The following is a 19324-nucleotide window of genomic DNA, read 5'->3' on the forward strand; positions in this document are numbered from 1 at the left end:
TTTTCCCCTCGATTCTTCTATTTTTTCAAAATGAATGTGTGTTCGATGACGTCCTTGCTGTTTCTCCCTATATAAACCGTAAACGTCCCCGGATCGCTTGTATATTGAAGGTCTGAATGATGATACCTTAATTGCTCTTCCGAAATGGTAAACGTAACGTTTGTCGTTTCCCCCGGTTCCAGGCTGATTTTCCTGAAATCCTTCAATTCCTTCACTGGGCGGATCACTTCTCCGCTATGATCGCGGATATAAAGCTGTACGACTTCTTCGCCTGCGACCATTCCGTCATTCGTCACCTGAATGGAAACATCCAGGGACTGTTCGTCTGTCATCGTCTCCCGGGAAAGCTTCAAGTCAGCATACGTGAAGGTGGTGTAGCTTAAACCGAATCCAAATGGCAGGAGCGGGTCGTTCGGGATGTCGAGGTATTGTGATACATACCGTTCTTGTGCATCAGGTGCCCCTTGAGGTCTCCCTGTATTGAAATGGTTATAATAAACGGGAACCTGCCCGACATGATAGGGGAATGACATGGTCAAGCGCCCGGAAGGATTCACGTCTCCATATAACAAATCGGCTACGGCATTTCCGCCTTCCGTTCCTGGATACCATGCTTCCAACACTGCGTCGGTTTGATCCAAAACGCCGTGTAAGTCAAGGGGACGTCCGTTGAACAGGACAGCCACCATCGGCTTATCCAATGATTTCAGATGCCCTATAAGTTGTAATTGAGCAGAAGGGAGCTGTATGTTCGCTCTGCATCCGGCTTCACCGCTCATTTCTGAATCTTCTCCTAATGCCAATACGATCACATCCGCGTCTTCGGAGGCTTTCATCGCTTCTTCCACTTGCAGGCCAGTGATGCTTTCGATGTCACAGCCTTGGGCGACGGTCAAGGAGCTCGTTTTCGAAAGAAATCCTTCCTTCACAGTGACGGCATCATCTCTGGATCCGAGCCATGACCATGGTCCCAATATGTCCCCGCTCTCTGCAAATGGTCCGATGAGGGCCACTTTTTGTTCTTTATGAAGAGGGAGGATCTGTTCATTTTTCAATAGGACGGAGGATTTGGCCGCAAGCTCCCGAGCGGCATTTCGATGTTCTGCGCTCATGACGACTTCAGCTTCACGCTCCACGTTCGCCCCGCGATACGGATTTTCAAACAAGCCCAGCTTTTCTTTTAATTGTAAAATCCGTAAGACAGCTTCATCAATGATCGACTCATCCACCATTTTTTCCTCTACAAGCTCTTTTAAGTGATTCACATAGGCGGTTGTCATCATTTCAATATCCACCCCTGCCGTGATCGCCTTATAAGCTGCTTCTTTTTCGTTCTCTGCGACACCGTGGGGGATCATTTCCTTCACGGCTCCCCAATCGGAAATAAGAATCCCGTCAAATCTCATTTCTTTCCGGAGAAGATCACGCATCAACCGTTTGTTTCCGGTTGCCGGGATACCGAAGACGGTGTTGAAGGCGGTCATCACCATCTCACAGCCCTCTTCAAGGGCAGCCTGGTAGGCAGGCAGATAATACTCACGAAGCTCTCTCTCAGACATATCGACAGTATTATAATCACGTCCGCCTTCTGGTGCACCGTAAGCCGCAAAGTGCTTCACGCAAGCAGCCACCCGTTCGACTTCCGTCGTCAAATCCTGACCTTGGAAGCCGCGGACGAAGGCACGTGCGAATTCACTATTGAGGAATGGATCTTCCCCCGGCGATTCCATCACTCTTCCCCAGCGAGGATCGCGGACAAGATCGACCATCGGAGCAAACGTGACATGGACGCCTGAAACAGAAGCTTCCTTTGCTGCAATCTCCGCGCTTTTCTCGGTTAACCCCAGATCCCAGGAACAACCGATGGCGAGTGGGACAGGGAAAATCGTTTTAAATCCATGGACGATATCGGACATGAATAATAAAGGGATTCCCAACCGGTTTTCTTTCAGGTGCGTGCGCTGGATGTTGATGATTTCCTTGGCACCTGATGCCCCGAGGACGGAACCGCTGTTTTGAACGACTTCCCCGGTCACACCCATCTCAGCCATGGGTCCGGTGATTTGTCCCTGTTCTTTTGCCCCTTTGAAAAAAGGTGTGGCCAACTGCATAAGCTGGGCGATTTTTTCATCCAATGTCATTTGATTCAATAGTGAATTCAGCTTGTTCTCCCTCATTGATAGACCCTCCGTATGACGATTCATTCGTTTATTTTTCATCTTTAGTGAAACGTTTCGATAAACAATTGAGTTGAATTATAAGCGGGTTCCAACGGATAGTCAACCCGTACATCCCCATCCATACACTGCCTTTCACCCCTTCAAATCAGTATTTTAATGATAAAATAAGGTTTGGTTGTAGGCTTAAATTATTTTCAATTCAGTAATTTCTAAAAAAGTGTTGAAAGCGTATTCACGTTTGATTATAATATAGTCATCGAAACGTTTCAATAACTTGAATGATTTTTCATGACAGAATCATTCCTTCTATGAAATGGGGGATCATTCAATGCGCTTTACCATTTTTAAAGGGTTCAAATCAAATGGAAATGGAGATGGGGAAATGAAAAAGAAAATGTGGTCCTTACTACTAATCGGTATTCTGGCTTTATCCACGATTCTTACAGCCTGCGGAGGCAATGGTGAGTCGAAGGATGGAAAGAAAGAAATTACCGTGTGGGCGATGGGTGAAGAAGGTAAGAAACTTAAGGAAATGACTTCAAAGTTTGAAGAAGAAAACAAAGATATCTCTGTCAAGATCCAAGCGATCCCATGGGGTAATGCTCATGATAAACTGCTTACGGCAGTCGCTTCAGGAAATGGCCCGGACGTCCTTCAATTAGGGACGACATGGGTACCGGAATTCGCAGATGCAGGTGCACTGCTTGACCTGACTCCTTACTTGGAAGACTACCCGGAATTCAAACCTGAAAATTACTTCGAAGGGTCCGTCACTTCTATGAAGTATGACGACAAAGTCATCGGTGTTCCTTGGTATATCGATACACGCGTACTGTACTACCGCACAGATTTATTGAAAGAAGTGGGATACGACAAGGCTCCTGCTACTTGGGATGAACTGAAGGATGCAGCCGGGAAGCTGAATGATCGAGGCGAAGATGTATATGGTCTTGATATCGACCGTAATGACCAAATCACTCCTTTCATATTCGCGTGGCAGAATGGTTATGAGTTTGAAGGCAAAGATAATATGAACTTTGATTCTCCTGAATTCAAACAGGCGATAGAGTACTACACAGATTTCTTCAAGGAAGGGATCAGTCCTACGACAGAAGGAATCGATATCGTTCAAGCGTTTAAAGATGGTGTGAAGCCAATGTTCTTCAGCGGCCCATGGATGATCAATATCATCAACGACCAGGCGCCTGACTTGAAGGATAAGTGGGCTGTAGCCGTGATGCCTAAGAAAGAAACGAACACATCAAGCATGGGTGGATCCAATCTATCTGTTTTCCATAATTCCGAAAATGTGGACGAATCCCTGAAATTCATTTCTTATATGAATAAAGTCGACACGCAAATGGAATGGCTGGACATATCGAATACGCTTCCTTCGCGCGTCGATGCATGGGAAGAGCCGAAGTTAAAAGAAGACCCGATGCTGTCTGTCTTCGGTAAACAACTGGAAGATACAAAAGCATCACCGCAAATCAAGGAATTCGAAGTGATTGCACAGGAGTTCCTTTCTACCATTGAAAAAGTAACAGTAGGTGGAGCAGATGTGGACAAAGAGCTTGAGAAATTCAACAAAAAAGCAAATGAAATCGTAGAAGAGTAAGAGAGACTAAATAAAACTGACGCTGGCATAAGAATAAAATGGAGTTACAGGTGTACAGCCTGAACTCCATTTTTAACATCATTTTGCGTACGTTTAGATAGGTGGGATATCATGAGCAATGGATGGAAAAACAGTATGAGCAAAAATAAGCATCCCTATGTGTTTATCGCTCCTGCAGTGATCATTTTAACTGTTTTCAGTATTGTTCCTATTATTGTAGCTTTTTTGATCAGTTTCACAGACCTTGATTTAAAAGGGCTTGCCGACTGGTCGAATGTCAGCTTTATCGGATTGGACAATTACTCGGAGTTAGTGTCGGATGAGTTGTTTCACAAGGCGATCTTCAACACATTGTTCTATGTGATCATCGGTGTTCCTCTTGTAATCATCTTCTCATTGGGGATTGCCTTGCTGCTGAATTATGGGACAAGCAAGCTGTTTACCGTGTTCCGCGGAGTATACTACATGCCTTCGATCACGAACATCATTGCCGTTGCCGTGATATGGGGGTTCTTATACAATACCGAATACGGATTATTTAACTACTTATTATCATTACTGGATGTAGAGAAGATTCCTTGGTTAGGAGAGCCAACGATCGCCAAGCTATCGTTGATTGTGTTAGCCGTATGGAAAGGGGTCGGGATCAATATGATCATATTCCTTGCTGCCCTGCAGGGAATTCCAAAATCCTATTATGAAGCAGCGGAAATGGATGGCGCCAACAGATGGCAGGTACTGTGGAATGTGACGATCCCGTTACTGCGCTACGCCACGTTCTTCGTCACGGTCACGACACTGATCGGATGGCTGCAATTCTTCGAAGAACCATTCGTCATGACGAACGGAGGCCCCCTTGATGGAACGATTTCCATGGCGTTATTCATCTATCAACGAGGATTCCAGTTCAGTGAATTTGGATATGCAGCAGCAGGCTCATTCATCCTGTTCATCATCATCATTATCATCACGCTTCTTCAATTTAAATTGAGAAAATCTGATACAGAATATTAAGAATGAAACTATACAGTATCGGGGCTGAATAATATGAAAAACAAAACAACGAAATCGAAGGCAGAGAAGCTCTTTATCATCCTTTTGCTTGCTCTCGGCGGGATCATTGTATCCGTGCCTTTTATTTGGATGATCTCAAGCTCATTCAAGCCTGAAAATGAAGTGCTTCAAATACCGCCAAGCTTAATACCTGAGAATCCGACACTCGAAAACTACGTGAATTTATTTGAAAGCATGAATTTCGGCGTCTATTTACGAAATACGCTCATCATCGTTTTATTTTCCTTTGTCGGTCTATTCTTTAATGCCATGGCCGGTTATGGATTTGCCAAGTATCAATTTAAAGGCAGGGAGAAGATCTTCTATATCGTCCTGGCCACAATGATGATCCCTGCACAGGTGACGATGATCCCTGTTTACCTGATCTTAAATGAAATGGGACTCACGAACACGATGATGGGGATCGTGCTGCCGGGACTGGCCGCTGCCTTCAGTATCTTCCTATTCAGGCAGTTCATGACGACGATCCCGACTGACCTGATCGAAGCAGCGAGGCTTGACGGGGCGGGGGAATTCTACATTTTCTTCCGCTTGATCGTACCGATTGCGAAGCCGATCTTCGCCGTGCAGGGAATCCTCACATTCATCGGTGCCTGGAACAGCTTCCTATGGCCGTTGATCATCGCCAACGACGAAAGCCTCTACACCTTATCCGTCGGGCTTTCACTGTTGCAGGGGCAATATGCCAACAACTTCGGCCTGCAAATGGCCGGGGCAGCCTTCATGGTCGTGCCGATCATCATCATCTTCTCCTTCTTCCAGAAATACATCGTCGAAGGATTCACGATGTCAGGCATTAAATAATTTTCATGTACCAGGTACAGAGCTTTATGGATGTGCCTGGTATATTTCTTTGACTTTGAATATGTATAACACGGGAGCCGTCATGACACTGACCACAAAGTATGTGCGGGCGATTTCATTCCATATAGCAAAGGTTTGGCCGGACATTCAACTCATTGCTGGCGATGTCTCAATGTACATGTTTTTTCTAAAAGAGTCTACAGCTCCTCTTTTTTATAAAAGAAGATTTGCTTAATAGAGCCCAATAGTTACTTTGAAAAAGTCTTCAAGGCATCATTTTAGAATGCACTTAAGAAATTAATGCTAAGAAAAGATTGGAGCGGAAGGTGCTCGACTCCTGCGGGAAACGCGTGAAAGTTGAGACCCCACAGGGCGAAGCCCGAGGAGGCTCAACTCACGCCCCGCGGAAAGCGAGCACCTGGAGCGGAAATCAACCACTACATTTATGAGGAGGACCTATGGAAAAAGCATGGTGGCAGAAGTCCACAATTTATCAAATATACCCCCGAAGCTTCAATGATTCCAATGGGGACGGGATCGGGGACATTCCCGGCATCATCGAAAAACTCGATTATCTGGAACTTCTCGGCATCGATATCATCTGGCTGAGCCCGGTCTATCAATCCCCGAATGACGATAACGGCTACGACATCAGCAATTATTATGACATCATGCCCGATTTCGGTACCATGGAAGACATGGAAAGACTAATAGAAGAAGCAAAGAAAAGGGACATCCACATCATGATGGACCTCGTCATCAACCATACATCTGATGAGCACGCATGGTTTAAGGAATCGAGGAAATCAAAAGATAACCCTTATCGCGATTACTATATTTGGAGGGAAAGCGGGGACGGGCCACCAAGTGACATTCAATCCGTTTTCAGCGGATCTGCCTGGGAATGGGATGAACAGACTGGTGAGTATTACTTTCATCTCTTCAGTAAAAAACAGCCTGATCTCAATCTTCATAACTCTGAAGTCCGGGAACATTTATACAAAATGATGAACTTCTGGCTCTCTAAAGGGGTCAGCGGATTCCGCATGGATGTAATCGATCTGATCGGGAAAGAAGTCGATGAGAACGTACTGACCGACGGGCCGAAGCTCCATGAGTATTTACAGGAAATGCATGAAAAGGTCCTTTCTCATTATCCGACTGTGACGGTCGGTGAGACCCCATCCGCCACCCCTGAAACGGCTCAGCTTTATACAGGGAAAGGTCGTAATGAACTGGACATGGTGTTCACCTTCCAACATATGTCCCTGGACGAGCGTGCAGGGGAAGGGAAGTGGGCGTTGAAGGAACTCGATTTCGTGGAGCTGAAAAAAGTGCTGAGCGAGTGGCAGACCTCCCTTTTTCAGAAAGGGTGGAACAGTTTATACTGGAATAATCACGATCAGCCCCGTATCGTATCCAGGTGGGGTGACGATCAAGAGTACCGGATCACATCCGCCAAGATGCTGGCAACGGTCCTTCACATGATTCAGGGGACGCCTTTCGTCTATCAAGGGGAAGAAATCGGGATGACGAATAGTAATTGGGACGATATCACCCAATACCGTGACATTGAAACGATTAACTACTTTCATGAAAAGAAAACAGAAGGCGTCCCAGAGGGTGAGATTATGAAATCGATCCGGACGAAGGGCAGGGACAATGCCAGGACACCGTTTCAATGGAATGACGATACTCATGGCGGTTTTACCGAAGGGAATCCGTGGATTGAAGTGAATTCCAATTACAAAAAAATCAATGCAGAACAGGCAGTGAAGGATCAGGACTCGATCTTCCATCATTATCAAAAGCTCATTGCACTGAGGAAGCGATTGGATATCCTTGTTTATGGGGAGTATGAGTTACTATTGGGGGATCATCCTGAAATCATGGCGTACACACGGAAATGGGAAGACCAAACCTTGTTGGTCGTGGCGAACTTCTACGGAGGCAATCCTGAATTCCATTTGCCTGAAGCAGCGGATGATTCTCATGCCGAAATGCTCATCAGCAACTATTCCGATACCAGTGAGCGACCATCAGAACTTCAGAGTCTTCGTCCTTACGAAGCGATCGTATACTTATTAGGAAAATAACCCAATACTTGAAGCGCTTTCATGTATAATGAACAGAAGAAATCAGTAAAGAAGGATGCCTTCATTTATTTAGCAATTAGGATGTGAACTTATGGCAACCATCAAAGATGTGGCTAAGCTTTCCGGTGTCGCCGTTTCGACCGCTTCTTATGCATTGAACAACAGTAAGAAAGTCAGTGAAGAAACAAGACAGAAAGTTTTAGCGGCAGCCAAACAATTGAATTACCAAAAAAACGGGCTTGCTTCCGATTTGAAACGGACAAGCACGAATACCATCGCCTTGATTCTGAGCGATCTATCAGGGCCTTACTATTCCGAACTGATCAAGGGCGTACAGGATGTGACCTCCACGAACGGATATGATTTGATCGCCTGTAGTTCCATCGGTGGGGCACAGTCCACCGCCGTGAAATTCTTAAAAGAAAAACGGGTGGACGGTGTTATTATCCTTGCCCATAATATCAATGACGAGACCATCCTGGAGTCGGCAAGGGAAGGCTTTCCCATTGTGGTCCTCGATCGGAGCATCAAAAGCGATTACGTCACCCAGATCGAAGTCGATAATGTGCACGGAGCATTTGTGGCCACGGAACACTTGATTGAAAGGGGAAGCCGTGACATCGCTTTTATCAGTGGGCCATACAACTCACATGACAACGAGCTTCGTTTCCAGGGCTTCCGGGAGGCACTGGACAAACACGGCATCGAATATAAATCCAAATGGAAAGTCTCCGGGGGATTCACACGTGAAGGCGGCTATCAGGCGACGAAAATGCTGATCGCCCAGCGGGATGTACCGCAGGCCATCTTCTATGCGAATGATGAAATGGCCATCGGGGGCCTGCAGGCACTGAACGAAAAAAACATTTCCGTTCCAGGGGACATTTCCATCATTGGCTTTGACGATATCCAGCTGTCAGAATACGTGTCCCCGCCACTGACGACCATGAGGCAGCCGAAATATGAAGCGGGTGCCCTGGCTGTTCATCTTATCTTTCAGATGCTCTTGAAGGAAGAGGTCGATTCGTATTACAAACTGACAACGGAGCTTGTTGAAAGGGATTCTGTGAAAAAGCGGTAGACGAGTGTGAGAGCCTGATCTTTCCCGGATATGTGGGAAGGGTCGGGTTTTTTTAATAGAAAAAAATCTTTCCTTGGTATGACAGTAAAGATAACGCTTACAAAAAATACCCCCGAAATCCCCTATTGACTTCCCGCCAGATCCCCAGTATTATCCTCTATAAGATAAATTTTTGAAAATTACATACATTCAATTATCCAGAGTGACCGAGGGATCAGGCCCTATGACGTCCGGCAACCTCCAGAAATGGAACGGTGCTAATTCCTGCAGAATGATTTCATTCTGAGAGATAAGTCGAGATAAACAGGCGATGCTTCTTTCAGTGGAAAGAGGCATTTTTTATTGGAGAAAAAGGGGTGTGCACATTGATCGAGATTCGGAATCTGGTAAAAACGTACAAAACGAAAAAGCAAACGGTGGTCGGTGTCGACAACGTCTCTGTCACAATCAAAAAAGGGGAGATCTTCGGAATCGTCGGATACAGCGGGGCGGGGAAGAGTTCACTCATTCGATGCCTGAATCTGCTTGAAACCCCGACATCAGGGGAAATCATCATTGATGGACAGGATTTCACGAAACTCACGCCCAAGGAGCTAAGGCTAGCACGTCAGAAAACGAGCATGATATTCCAGCATTTTCACCTGATCAAGTCGAAGACGGTGTTTGATAATCTCGCCTTTGCCTTGAAAGCGGCACATGTACCGAAAGCGAAAATCAAACCAAGGGTCGTCGAGCTCCTGGAGATGGTCGGTCTTTCAGACAAATCCGACGCCTACCCGGCCCAGCTGAGCGGGGGACAGAAGCAGAGAGTCGGGATCGCAAGGGCACTTGCCAATAACCCATCAGTATTGCTTTGCGACGAAGCGACATCGGCATTGGATCCGAATACGACGAAATCAATCTTAAGGCTTTTGAAAAAAATCAACAAGGAACTGGGATTGACGATCGTCCTCATCACCCACGAAATGGAAGTAGTGAAGGAAATCTGTGACCGGATGGCCGTGATGCAGGACGGGAAGATCGTGGAGGAAGGTCCAGTGTATGACTTGTTTGCCGAACCGAAACAGCCTTTGACCAAGCAGTTCATCGAAACGATTCTCCAATTCGAACTGCCACAGCACCTGGTGGAATCGAGAAAAGGGAAACTCATCAAGATTCAATTCAAAGGATCGATCGCCGAGGAAAGCGTCGTATCAGAGGTGTTTCAACGGTACAAGGTGCGCGGGAATATCCTGCACGGCAAAATTGAATACATTCAGGATGTCCCACTTGGGATATTCATTATGGAGCTGATCGGGTCATCTGACGAAATTGAAGCGGCGATCCGTTATATCACAGCGAAGACACAAAGCCTGGAGGTGTTGGAGGATGCTGCCTGATTCATTGACTGCTATACTGCCAGAATTGAATAAAGCCTTTTTTGAAACGGTGTATATGGTGGGGATCTCATTAGCCGTAGCGATTATAGTGGGATTGCCCCTCGGGATTCTGCTATTCGTGACAGACAAGGGCTTATTTTTACAAAATAGTGTGATTAAAAAGGTCGTAGGATTCGTAGTGAACATGGTCCGCTCGGTTCCGTTCATCATTCTATTAGTAGCCCTTTTACCATTAACCAAACTATTAACAGGAACGACAATCGGGCCGACGGCGGCATCGGTATCCCTCTCGGTAGCGGGCATTCCGTTTTTTGCGAGAATGGTAGAAACGTCGCTAAGGGAGATTGATAAAGGGGTCATCGAAGCCTCGGTTTCAGTGGGCGCGAGTCCTTGGATGATCATCAAGGACGTGCTGTTACCTGAAGCGCGGCCTGCCGTCATTCAGGCGATCACGATTACAACGATCAGTTTAGTCGCCTATTCCGCCATGGCCGGCATCGTCGGCGGAGGCGGAGTCGGGGATCTAGCGATTCGTTTCGGGTACTACCGATATGACAACACGGTGATGATCACGACCGTCGTCATTCTGATTTGTCTGGTCCAACTCATCCAATACACGGGTGATATATTTGCACGACTGGTCGATAAACGATAACAACTATAGGGGGAACAACAAGTGAAAAAGTGGATATTATTTGTAGCATTAGCGGTAACAGTGAGCTTACTGGCTGCCTGCGGCGGAGAAGAGGCAAGCTCGGAAGATAAAAAAGAAGTGACCATCGGAGCGACATCCGGTCCATATAGTGATATGGTGACCAAAGCGATCAAGCCCGGTCTTGAAGAAAAAGGCTACACGGTGGAAGTGAAGGAATTCAGTGATTACATCCAGCCGAACAACGCACTGGCACAGGGAGACCTGGATGCGAACCTGTTCCAGCATAAGATCTATATGGAAACCTTCGCGAAGCAGCATAACATGGATTTATCCGAAGTGATTGTCGTACCGACGGCGCCAATGGGGATCTACTCACAAAAATTCGATTCCATCAAAGATATCAAAGAAGGCAGTGCCATCGCCATTCCGAATGATCCGACGAACGCGGCACGTGCCTTTCAAATCCTGGAAGATGCCAAGCTGATCACGTTAAAACCTGACACGGATCCATTGACCGTATCTGAAAAAGACATAGATGAAAATGTGAAAAACCTACAGTTCAAACCGATCGAAGCGGCACAGCTTCCAAGGGCTGTCGACAGTGTCGATCTATCAGCAGTGCCTGGGAACTATGCACTGGCAGCAGACATGGACCTTCTCGATGCCCTGCAATTGGAGGACATGCCTGACCAATACCGAAACCGCGTAGTCATGAACACAAAAGACGTCGACTCACAACTTGCCAAAGACATCAAAGCCGTCGTCCAAGCAGACCAATTCGAAAAAATCATCGACACAGAATTCAAAGGCTTCGGCAAACCGGAGTGGATGAAGTAGAGGGACGGACCTCCAATTTCATCGTAATCGAACAGCAGAACGTGATAGGGACGGACTTCCGCATGAAAATGCGGAGGTCCGTCCCTCGCTTATAGGCAGCATTTCTTATATTTTTTTCCGCTTCCACACGGGCAGGGGTCATTGCGACCTACTTTGTCTCCTGTTTGGACGGGTTGTGTCACGAGGATCGGTTGCTCATCCAATGATTGGCGTTCCACTTCTTCGATGAAGTTCCTCCATTTAAGGAGTTTAGGATGGTCGATTCCATTCATGACGCAGTTCACATAAATGGATTCTTCCAGACAAAGCATGTTTTCATCATAGCCTTCTTCGAGGAATGCTTCGATTTTGGGAATCGCTTCAGTTGATAACTGCTGACATAAATAATCTGATATCAGCGTTTTGGCGGTAATGTCATCTGTTTGATCAAATAACCGTAACAGTGCTTGTTCCGCCTCCGCGCTTTTGATTCTTCCTAATACGTCCAGTGTATAGAAATAGGTATTCCCATAGAGAGCTACTTTTTCAACCTCTGCCACAGCCTGATCTGTTCCTATCTTCACCAGGGCATTGGCCGCTTCCTCCAATAGCAAATCTTCTGCTTCCTCATTTTTGAAAAGGTTCATCAATTGTTGAATCACGCTTTCTTCGCGGATTTCCCCAGCCATATATACTGTGTATATGAGCTCGAAGCCGACTAACTCATCTTCCTCGATCTGTACGTCCAAGCTTTTAATTTCGCCATTTTTAACTAGCTCGTGAACGATCCTTTTCCCATGGTCAAAATACACTTGGTCATAATCATAAGTATTCAAGTTAAACATGACGTCAGCAAGCTCCATGAATAATTCCTCATCTTTCAAATCAGGAAGCTTCGCAATCTTCTTCAATTGCCCTTCATCTATAAAAGGTTTTACTTCGTTACTGTACTTGATCAGCAATTCTGTATCGGCATTCGCTAGTAATTGAATGTAGAAGAGTACGTCGGTCTCCTTTTTGCTAAGGCTGTTCAACCGATTGACTACCTCCTTCATCCCTTCCTCATTCAACGGCATGTACATTAAGTAAGGGAGTACAGGCGAAGAGAATTCCGAAACCTCTCCCCGGTCATGGGCTTTTAACCCAGTTAAAAATGTATCACCATTTACCAAATAGGAACCTTCCAACATTTCAATCGCATACCTCTGCACAAACGGATCCTCACTCAAAAAATAAGGCTCGACCCTCTCAACAAAACGACTCATCCAACCATCCTTTATCATGATATTTTCCTTAAGTGTAATGGGAGGGAGGGGAAAAGGGAAGAGGGACGAATCTTGACACACAATAGCTTGGCTCCCAATGCGATGAAATAAGGAGAGAAACAATAACACTAACTTTTAAACTTATTCAATAATGGCAATAATGGTAACCAGGGAGGGGTTGCTTATGAAAACGGCGGCAGTAGTCACATACATGGGACTACTATTTTGTTTAACTTGTACCGAAAATATCCACAACTTACTCCACTACTATGATTTGAGATTTCAATGGACAGGTCAACCTGACGTTAAACCATTTTTTAACTTTTCAGACTATCCGTTTAGCAGTCCGGGATATTTACAACAAAAAGCGGGTCATGCTTTTTGTTTCTTTTGGCTGGCTACTTTTTTTCATTGGATATTTAAAAGGCTGACCACAGTATTTTTATTTTCTGTTGCGTACGCATCTTTTACTGAAATCGCGCAATTATATTTTTCCAGGACAGGTTGTTTATTAGACGTTTGTTATGACAGTGTGGGAATACTATTATTTATTTTTATAGGTAAAAGTCTTCATTATATGGACAGGTCAAAATCCAAATGGCAGTCAAATTCTACACATCATTAAAGATATCCTATAGGAACGGGAATCCCTCCTTTTTCGACATGCTTTTTTAAGGAACTATGAATCCATTGTCCCATTTTTGTAAATTTTTATATAATTCAATAATCCTCGACAAAAAAATGATATATTTATAGAGTACTTGTTTTACAAGATTCAACAGAATGTGAACAGGAAATAAACATGCGGGGGTGTTTCCAAATAGGTAGATTGTAGTCAATATCATTCATTAATCTACGTATTTTTGGCATGAATCGATGCCTTCCAAGGGAACCGATTATACTATTAAGAAAGCGCTTACAAAACCTTAGAAGGTATTTATGCCATAGACAAAGGGATTGGGGATATAGCTAAAACATGTAGATGAACAGGTACATAGGCTTATCTCACTATTCGAAAACATTTTGAGGAGGAACCAGGTTGAAGATTTTGAAGAAACAGTTGTTCATCGTAACAACGATCTTGGCCATGCTTGTAAGTTATATTGTTCCGATTGGCTCAATGGCTTCAGCAGCAGACTATTTAACGGTCCAGGAAGCGATCGCAAACAATAGTGGTACCGGTACCGTTACGGGGTATATTGTAGCTCATACAAAAGCTACTAACAGTTATGATTTTGAAGCTCCTTTCACAGGAGATACGAATTATGCCATTGCAGACAGTCCGGATGAGACAGATCCATCAAAGATTCTTCCGGTTCAACTGCCATCTGCTTTCAGAGCGGAATTCGGACTTCTAACAAACCCGGAGATCATAGGAAAAAAAGTCATTATTACTGGAAGTCTGGAAGCTTACTTTACCGTTCCGGGATTAAAAGCTCCTACAACGATGACTTTTGAAGGGGAAGATCCGGATGAACCAACCCCATATGATGGTATTGAAGGCTTGCGGATTCATGATATTCAAGGTGAAGCACATACATCGCCTTACAATACAGAAAAAGTAAAAGGCGTAGAGGGTATCGTCACTCACGTCGTGGATGCCAGCAATTTCTACATGCAAGATGCCCAAGCAGATGATAATGATAAAACATCAGAAGCAATACTTGTCTATAAGCCGGCTCATGGAGTGAAGCTTGGTGATAAAGTGGCTGTTGATGGTCAGGTGAAAGAATGGGTACTGGATGGATATGACGAGAAATTACAAACAGATCTAGCGATGACCGAATTAAACGCACAGTATGGGAATGTGATCGTTGCTTCAGGTAACAATGACCTCCCGGCAGCTCTGGTGATGGGAGAAGATGTAAACCCTCCTACAGAAGTGGTCGATAACGATCAATTCGGGGAATTCGATCCAGAACAGGACGGGATCGATTTTTACGAAAGCCTTGAAGGAATGCGTGTTTCACTTGATAATCCAACTGTAACAGGTCCTCAGAAATATGGGGAAGTCCCAGTCATTACTGAACAAGTGGAAGGAAAAGCATATACGAAAGAAGGAGCACCATTATTAACAAAAGAAAACCAAAATCCTGAAAGAATGTTCCTACTATTGGATAACCGAGATTTTGTTACGAAAACAGGTGACCAGTTTAATGGATCAGTAACAGGAGTAGTCAGTTACAGTTTCAGTAATTTTAAAATACTTGTAAATGAAGAAAGTCTTCCGGAATTGACAGAGCGTGAATTCACTCCGGAAGTGACAACAATTGAAAAGGCAGATGACAAATTAACAGTAGCAGGTTACAACATTGAGAACTTTGCAGCATCCGATACAGCGAAGCGGGATAAGCTTGCGAAATCAATGGTGGAGAATTTAAAATCTCCTGACATCATCGGTTTAGTGGAAGTATTGGATGAAAGTGGTACCACGGATGATGGAGTTGTGAAGGCTGATGCTAACTATAAAGCACTGAGTGACGCTATTGCAGGTTTCGGAGGCCCTACCTATTCTTGGACGGAAATTGCTCCTCAAGATAAAGAAGATGGCGGTGTACCTGGGGGGAATATCAGAGTAGGATTCCTCTATAATCCAGACCGTGTGTCATTGGCTGAAGGTACAAAAGGTAACGCCACAACCGCTGTGGCATATGAAAACGGCTCCTTGACATTGAATCCGGGAAGAATCGATCCGACGAACCCTGCATTCGACGACAGCCGAAAGCCATTAGCTGCACAGTTCAACTTTAAAGGCGAAGACATTATCGTCGTGAACAATCACTTCAACTCTAAAGGTGGAGATCAACCCGTTTTCGGTAAAAATCAGCCACCTGTACTGGGCAGTGAAGAGCAACGTCTACAAATCGCGGAAATTGTGAATTCATTCGTATCTGATATTGAGAAAAAGAATGAAGATGCCAATGTAGTTGTAATGGGAGATTTAAACGACTTTGAATTCTCAGCTCCTTTACAAAAGCTGAAGGGAGAAGAGTTGACAAATCTTGTTGAAACGCTTCCTGCAAGTGAACGATACACGTATACGTACCAAGGGAATGCACAGGTACTGGATCATATGCTTGTTTCCAATCGCCTTGCTGCAGGTGCAGAATATGATATCGTCAACTTTAATTCTCCGTACATGGAAGAACATGGCCGGGCAAGCGACCATGATGCCTATATCGGGCAGTTTGACTTATCAGCGGAAAGCAATGATGAATTTGACCTTTCCATTATGCATACGAACGATACGCACGCACACGTGGAGGGTTATCCTAAGCTCTTTACAGCGGTGAACGAAGTCCGTGCTGAAAAAGAAAACGCTCTATTATTAGACGCGGGAGATGTATTTTCAGGAACTCTTTACTTCCGTCAATATAAAGGTCTTGCTGATCTTTGGTTCATGAATGAGCTTGGTTATGACGCCATGACCTTTGGTAATCACGAATTTGATAAAGACTCTAAGACACTTGCAGACTTCATTAAAGAAATGAACTTCCCAATGGTGTCGTCAAATGTTTCGGTTACCGGTGACATGGATTTAGAGCCACTTATGAAAAATGACATCGGCACCCCGGGTGATGGCGGTAATATCTATCCTGCCATGATTAAAGAAGTAGACGGGGAAAAAGTAGGGATCTTTGGATTAACCACTCCGGATACAGCATTCATCTCGAATCCAGGAGAAAATATTTTCTTCGAAAATCCTTCTGAAAAAGCAGCCTCAACAATTGAAATGCTGAAAAATGAAGGAGTCAATAAAGTCATCGCCCTATCTCACTTGGGTTATGCTCAAGATTTGGAACTGGCAGAAGCGGTAGATGGTATTGATGTGATCGTCGGCGGTCACTCCCATACCGTATTGGAAGAACCAGTTGTCATCGATAAAGAAGAACCGACTGTGATCGTGCAGGCTGGAGAGTACTTAAACCTGCTTGGTTTATTGGATGTTACCTTCAATGATGAGGGTGTCGTAACCAATCATTCAGGTGAAGTGCTTGACCTAGGGAAATATGAAGCAAATGAGGATGCTCTTGCAAAAGTGGAAGAATTTAAAGCTCCACTGGAAGAATTAAAGAGTGAAGTGGTCGGCACCTCAGAAGTAGCTCTGAATGGTGAACGTGCCGACGTCCGCAGAAAAGAAACAAACTTAGGTAATTTAATCGCTGATGGAATGGTTGCAAGGGCCAATGAGTCCGTCGAAACGTACATCGGACTCCAAAATGGCGGAGGAATCCGGGCGTCGATCGATGCCGGTGACATCACCCTTGGAGAAGTATTAACGACAATGCCTTTCGGAAATCAACTTGTCACACTGGATTTAACTGGTCAGGAAATTAAAGACGCCCTTGAACACAGTGTATCAAGAGTTGAAGGTCAGGACGCACCAGGGGAATTCCTACAAGTATCAGGAATCAAATACAAGTATGACGTTAATAAGCCTGCCGGGGAACGGGTATGGTATCTGGAAGTGAAAACAAGCAATGGATATGAAAAGATCGACCCTGAAAAAATGTACTCTGTTGCCACTAACGCATTCACGGCAAATGGTGGAGACGGATATACGATGTTCAAGGAAGCGAAAGAAGAAGGTCGCCAAACGGAACTGTTTGTAGCGGACTTTGAAGTGTTCACTTCATATCTTGAAAAGAACAATCCGGTTTCACCAGATGTGGAAGGACGCATCGTTCAAGAAGCAGCTCCTGAAGAAAATACAGATTTCAATTTATCCATCATGCACACGAACGATACACATGCCCACGTGGAAGGATATCCGCGCCTATTCACAGCAGTTAAGGAAGTTCGTGCAGAGAAAGAAAATTCTCTTTTATTGGATGCAGGGGATGTATTCTCCGGAACACTCTACTTCCGCCAATACTCAGGTCTTGCCGATCTATGGTTCATGAATGAACTGGGTTATGATGCTATGACTCTAGGAAACCATGAATTCGATAAAGACTCTAAGACAATAGCAAACTTCATTAAGGAAATGAATTTTCCAATGGTTTCTTCAAATGTCCAAGTGACAGGAGATGCTGACCTTGAACCACTAAAGAAAAATGAAGTGGGAACTCCAGGTGAAGGCGGGAACATCTACCCTGCCATCATTAAAGAAGTAGACGGAGAAAAAGTAGGGATCTTCGGACTGACAACTCCTGAAACAGAATTTCTCTCAAGCCCAGGAGAAAATATTGTTTTTGAAGATGCTGCCGAAAAATCAGCTGCTACAATCGACATGCTAAAAGATGAAGGTGTAAACAAAATCATCGTTCTTTCTCATCTTGGCTACTCACATGACCTGGAACTTGCTGAAGCCGTTGATGGAATTGACGTTATTGTCGGAGGCCATACGCATACTGTATTGGATGAGCCGGTAGTCATTGATAAAGAAGAACCTACTTTGATCGTACAAGCAGGAGAGTATTTAAATCTTCTTGGATTATTAGATGTAACGTTCGACTCTGAAGGTGTCATAACAAGTCATGAGGGGGAGGTACTTGACCTCAAGGAATACGAAGAAGATCCTGATGCACTTGCGAAAGTACATGAGTTCAAAGCCCCTTTGGAAGAAATTAAAAACGAAGTCGTAGGTAAAACAAAAGTAGCTTTAAACGGTGAACGTGCAGATGTCCGTACGAAAGAAACCAACTTAGGAAACCTGATTGCAGATGCCATGGTAGAAAAGGCAAATGAATCGGTGAAGACCCATATTGGACTTCAAAACGGCGGCGGTATCCGTGCTTCCATCGATAAAGGGAAAATTACTTTGGGTGAAGTTTTAACAACGATGCCGTTCGGTAATAATCTGGTAACCCTTGACTTAACTGGCCAGGAGATTCTGGATGCCCTTGAGCACAGTGTAAGTGGAATTGAAACCGGGGAAGGCCGTTTCCTTCAAGTATCTGGAATCAACTTCAAATACGACATTAACAAACCGGTTGGTGAGCGTGTATGGTTTGTAGAAGTGAAAACAGATAAAGGGTTTAAGGAAATTGACCCTGAGAAGATGTACACAGTTGCAACCAATGCCTTTACGGCTGATGGCGGTGACGGTTACAGCATGTTTAAAGCAGCTAAAGATGAAGGTCGAATGACGGAACTATTCCAAGTGGATTATGAAGTATTCACTGACTATTTAGCTAAACATAAAAACGTCTCTCCAAAAGTTGAAGGGAGAATCATTCAAGAGGAACAGCAGGATGAACCCGGAGATGGTGGCTGGCAAGACGATTTCTTCGACTTTATTAAAAAGTTAAAGAATTGGTTATGTACATTATTTGGATTATGTGGCAGACCGTAATTCCGGAAGAAGATTAAAAAAGCACTGGCTGATTACTCAGCCAGTGCTTTTTATGCAA

General features: G+C 44.6%; 12 protein-coding genes and 1 riboswitch. Of the genes, 10 read left to right on the forward strand and 2 right to left on the reverse strand.

Annotation, left to right across the window (positions count from 1 at the left end; all coding sequences use genetic code 11):
- Window positions 1-17: 17 nt before the first annotated feature.
- The gene (gene bglX / locus NQ095_RS18510; protein WP_309137667.1) at window positions 18-2177 is read right to left on the reverse strand and encodes a beta-glucosidase BglX; all 2160 of its coding nucleotides are present in this window, start codon (window positions 2175-2177) and stop codon (window positions 18-20) included.
- Window positions 2178-2562: 385 nt separating this feature from the next.
- Here bglX and NQ095_RS18515 point away from each other — a divergent pair, with 385 nt between their 5' ends.
- The 8 genes from NQ095_RS18515 to NQ095_RS18550 all read left to right on the forward strand — a co-directional run bounded on the left by NQ095_RS18515 (window position 2563) and on the right by NQ095_RS18550 (window position 11724).
- Complete coding sequence (locus NQ095_RS18515; protein ID WP_258264913.1) at window positions 2563-3798, forward strand: sugar ABC transporter substrate-binding protein; 1236 nt, start codon at window positions 2563-2565, stop codon at window positions 3796-3798.
- Window positions 3799-3909: 111 nt separating this feature from the next.
- A complete protein-coding gene (locus NQ095_RS18520; protein WP_258264914.1) occupies window positions 3910-4812 on the forward strand; it encodes a carbohydrate ABC transporter permease in 903 nt (300 codons plus the stop codon).
- A gap of 33 nt (window positions 4813-4845) precedes the next feature.
- Window positions 4846-5676: a carbohydrate ABC transporter permease gene (locus NQ095_RS18525; RefSeq protein WP_258264915.1), complete on the forward strand. Its 831-nt coding sequence runs from the start codon at window positions 4846-4848 to the stop codon at window positions 5674-5676.
- Between the two features lie 458 nt (window positions 5677-6134).
- On the forward strand, window positions 6135-7772 hold the full coding sequence (locus NQ095_RS18530; protein WP_258264916.1) for an alpha,alpha-phosphotrehalase: 1638 nt from the start codon (window positions 6135-6137) through the stop codon (window positions 7770-7772).
- A 91-nt stretch (window positions 7773-7863) separates the two neighbouring features.
- Complete coding sequence (locus NQ095_RS18535; RefSeq protein ID WP_258264917.1) at window positions 7864-8853, forward strand: LacI family DNA-binding transcriptional regulator; 990 nt, start codon at window positions 7864-7866, stop codon at window positions 8851-8853.
- A gap of 190 nt (window positions 8854-9043) precedes the next feature.
- A riboswitch (SAM riboswitch) is annotated at window positions 9044-9149 on the forward strand.
- Between the two features lie 69 nt (window positions 9150-9218).
- Complete coding sequence (locus NQ095_RS18540) at window positions 9219-10232, forward strand: methionine ABC transporter ATP-binding protein (protein WP_258264918.1); 1014 nt, start codon at window positions 9219-9221, stop codon at window positions 10230-10232.
- The gene (locus tag NQ095_RS18545) at window positions 10222-10887 is read left to right on the forward strand and encodes a methionine ABC transporter permease (RefSeq protein WP_258264919.1); all 666 of its coding nucleotides are present in this window, start codon (window positions 10222-10224) and stop codon (window positions 10885-10887) included. Before NQ095_RS18540 ends, NQ095_RS18545 begins: the two co-directional genes overlap by 11 nt.
- A gap of 21 nt (window positions 10888-10908) precedes the next feature.
- On the forward strand, window positions 10909-11724 hold the full coding sequence (locus tag NQ095_RS18550; RefSeq protein WP_258264920.1) for a MetQ/NlpA family ABC transporter substrate-binding protein: 816 nt from the start codon (window positions 10909-10911) through the stop codon (window positions 11722-11724).
- 89 nt (window positions 11725-11813) lie between these two features.
- On the opposite strand, the gene NQ095_RS22520 is transcribed toward NQ095_RS18550, so the two are convergent.
- Window positions 11814-12986 (reverse strand): YecA family protein, encoded by a 1173-nt coding sequence (locus NQ095_RS22520; protein WP_309137668.1) that lies wholly within the window; start codon window positions 12984-12986, stop codon window positions 11814-11816.
- Window positions 12987-13152: 166 nt separating this feature from the next.
- Between NQ095_RS22520 and NQ095_RS18560 the strand changes: the two genes are divergently transcribed.
- Both NQ095_RS18560 and NQ095_RS18565 read left to right on the forward strand, forming a co-directional pair.
- Window positions 13153-13593 (forward strand): VanZ family protein, encoded by a 441-nt coding sequence (locus tag NQ095_RS18560; RefSeq protein ID WP_258264921.1) that lies wholly within the window; start codon window positions 13153-13155, stop codon window positions 13591-13593.
- A 414-nt stretch (window positions 13594-14007) separates the two neighbouring features.
- The gene (locus NQ095_RS18565; RefSeq protein ID WP_258264922.1) at window positions 14008-19266 is read left to right on the forward strand and encodes a 5'-nucleotidase C-terminal domain-containing protein; all 5259 of its coding nucleotides are present in this window, start codon (window positions 14008-14010) and stop codon (window positions 19264-19266) included.
- Window positions 19267-19324 lie beyond the last annotated feature (58 nt).

Source organism: Rossellomorea sp. SC111 (assembly GCF_024733565.1).
Lineage (GTDB): Bacteria > Bacillota > Bacilli > Bacillales > Bacillaceae_B > Rossellomorea.

Excerpts from the sequence above, each read along its gene's own strand:
- bglX (WP_309137667.1), bottom strand. The coding sequence starts at position 2,177 with ATGAGGGAGAACAAGCTGAATTCACTATTGAATCAAATGACATTGGAT.
- NQ095_RS18515 (WP_258264913.1), top strand. The coding sequence starts at position 2,563 with ATGAAAAAGAAAATGTGGTCCTTACTACTAATCGGTATTCTGGCTTTA.
- NQ095_RS18520 (WP_258264914.1), top strand. The coding sequence starts at position 3,910 with ATGAGCAATGGATGGAAAAACAGTATGAGCAAAAATAAGCATCCCTAT.
- NQ095_RS18525 (WP_258264915.1), top strand. The coding sequence starts at position 4,846 with ATGAAAAACAAAACAACGAAATCGAAGGCAGAGAAGCTCTTTATCATC.
- NQ095_RS18530 (WP_258264916.1), top strand. The coding sequence starts at position 6,135 with ATGGAAAAAGCATGGTGGCAGAAGTCCACAATTTATCAAATATACCCC.
- NQ095_RS18535 (WP_258264917.1), top strand. The coding sequence starts at position 7,864 with ATGGCAACCATCAAAGATGTGGCTAAGCTTTCCGGTGTCGCCGTTTCG.
- NQ095_RS18545 (WP_258264919.1), top strand. The coding sequence starts at position 10,222 with ATGCTGCCTGATTCATTGACTGCTATACTGCCAGAATTGAATAAAGCC.
- NQ095_RS22520 (WP_309137668.1), bottom strand. The coding sequence starts at position 12,986 with ATGATAAAGGATGGTTGGATGAGTCGTTTTGTTGAGAGGGTCGAGCCT.
- NQ095_RS18560 (WP_258264921.1), top strand. The coding sequence starts at position 13,153 with ATGAAAACGGCGGCAGTAGTCACATACATGGGACTACTATTTTGTTTA.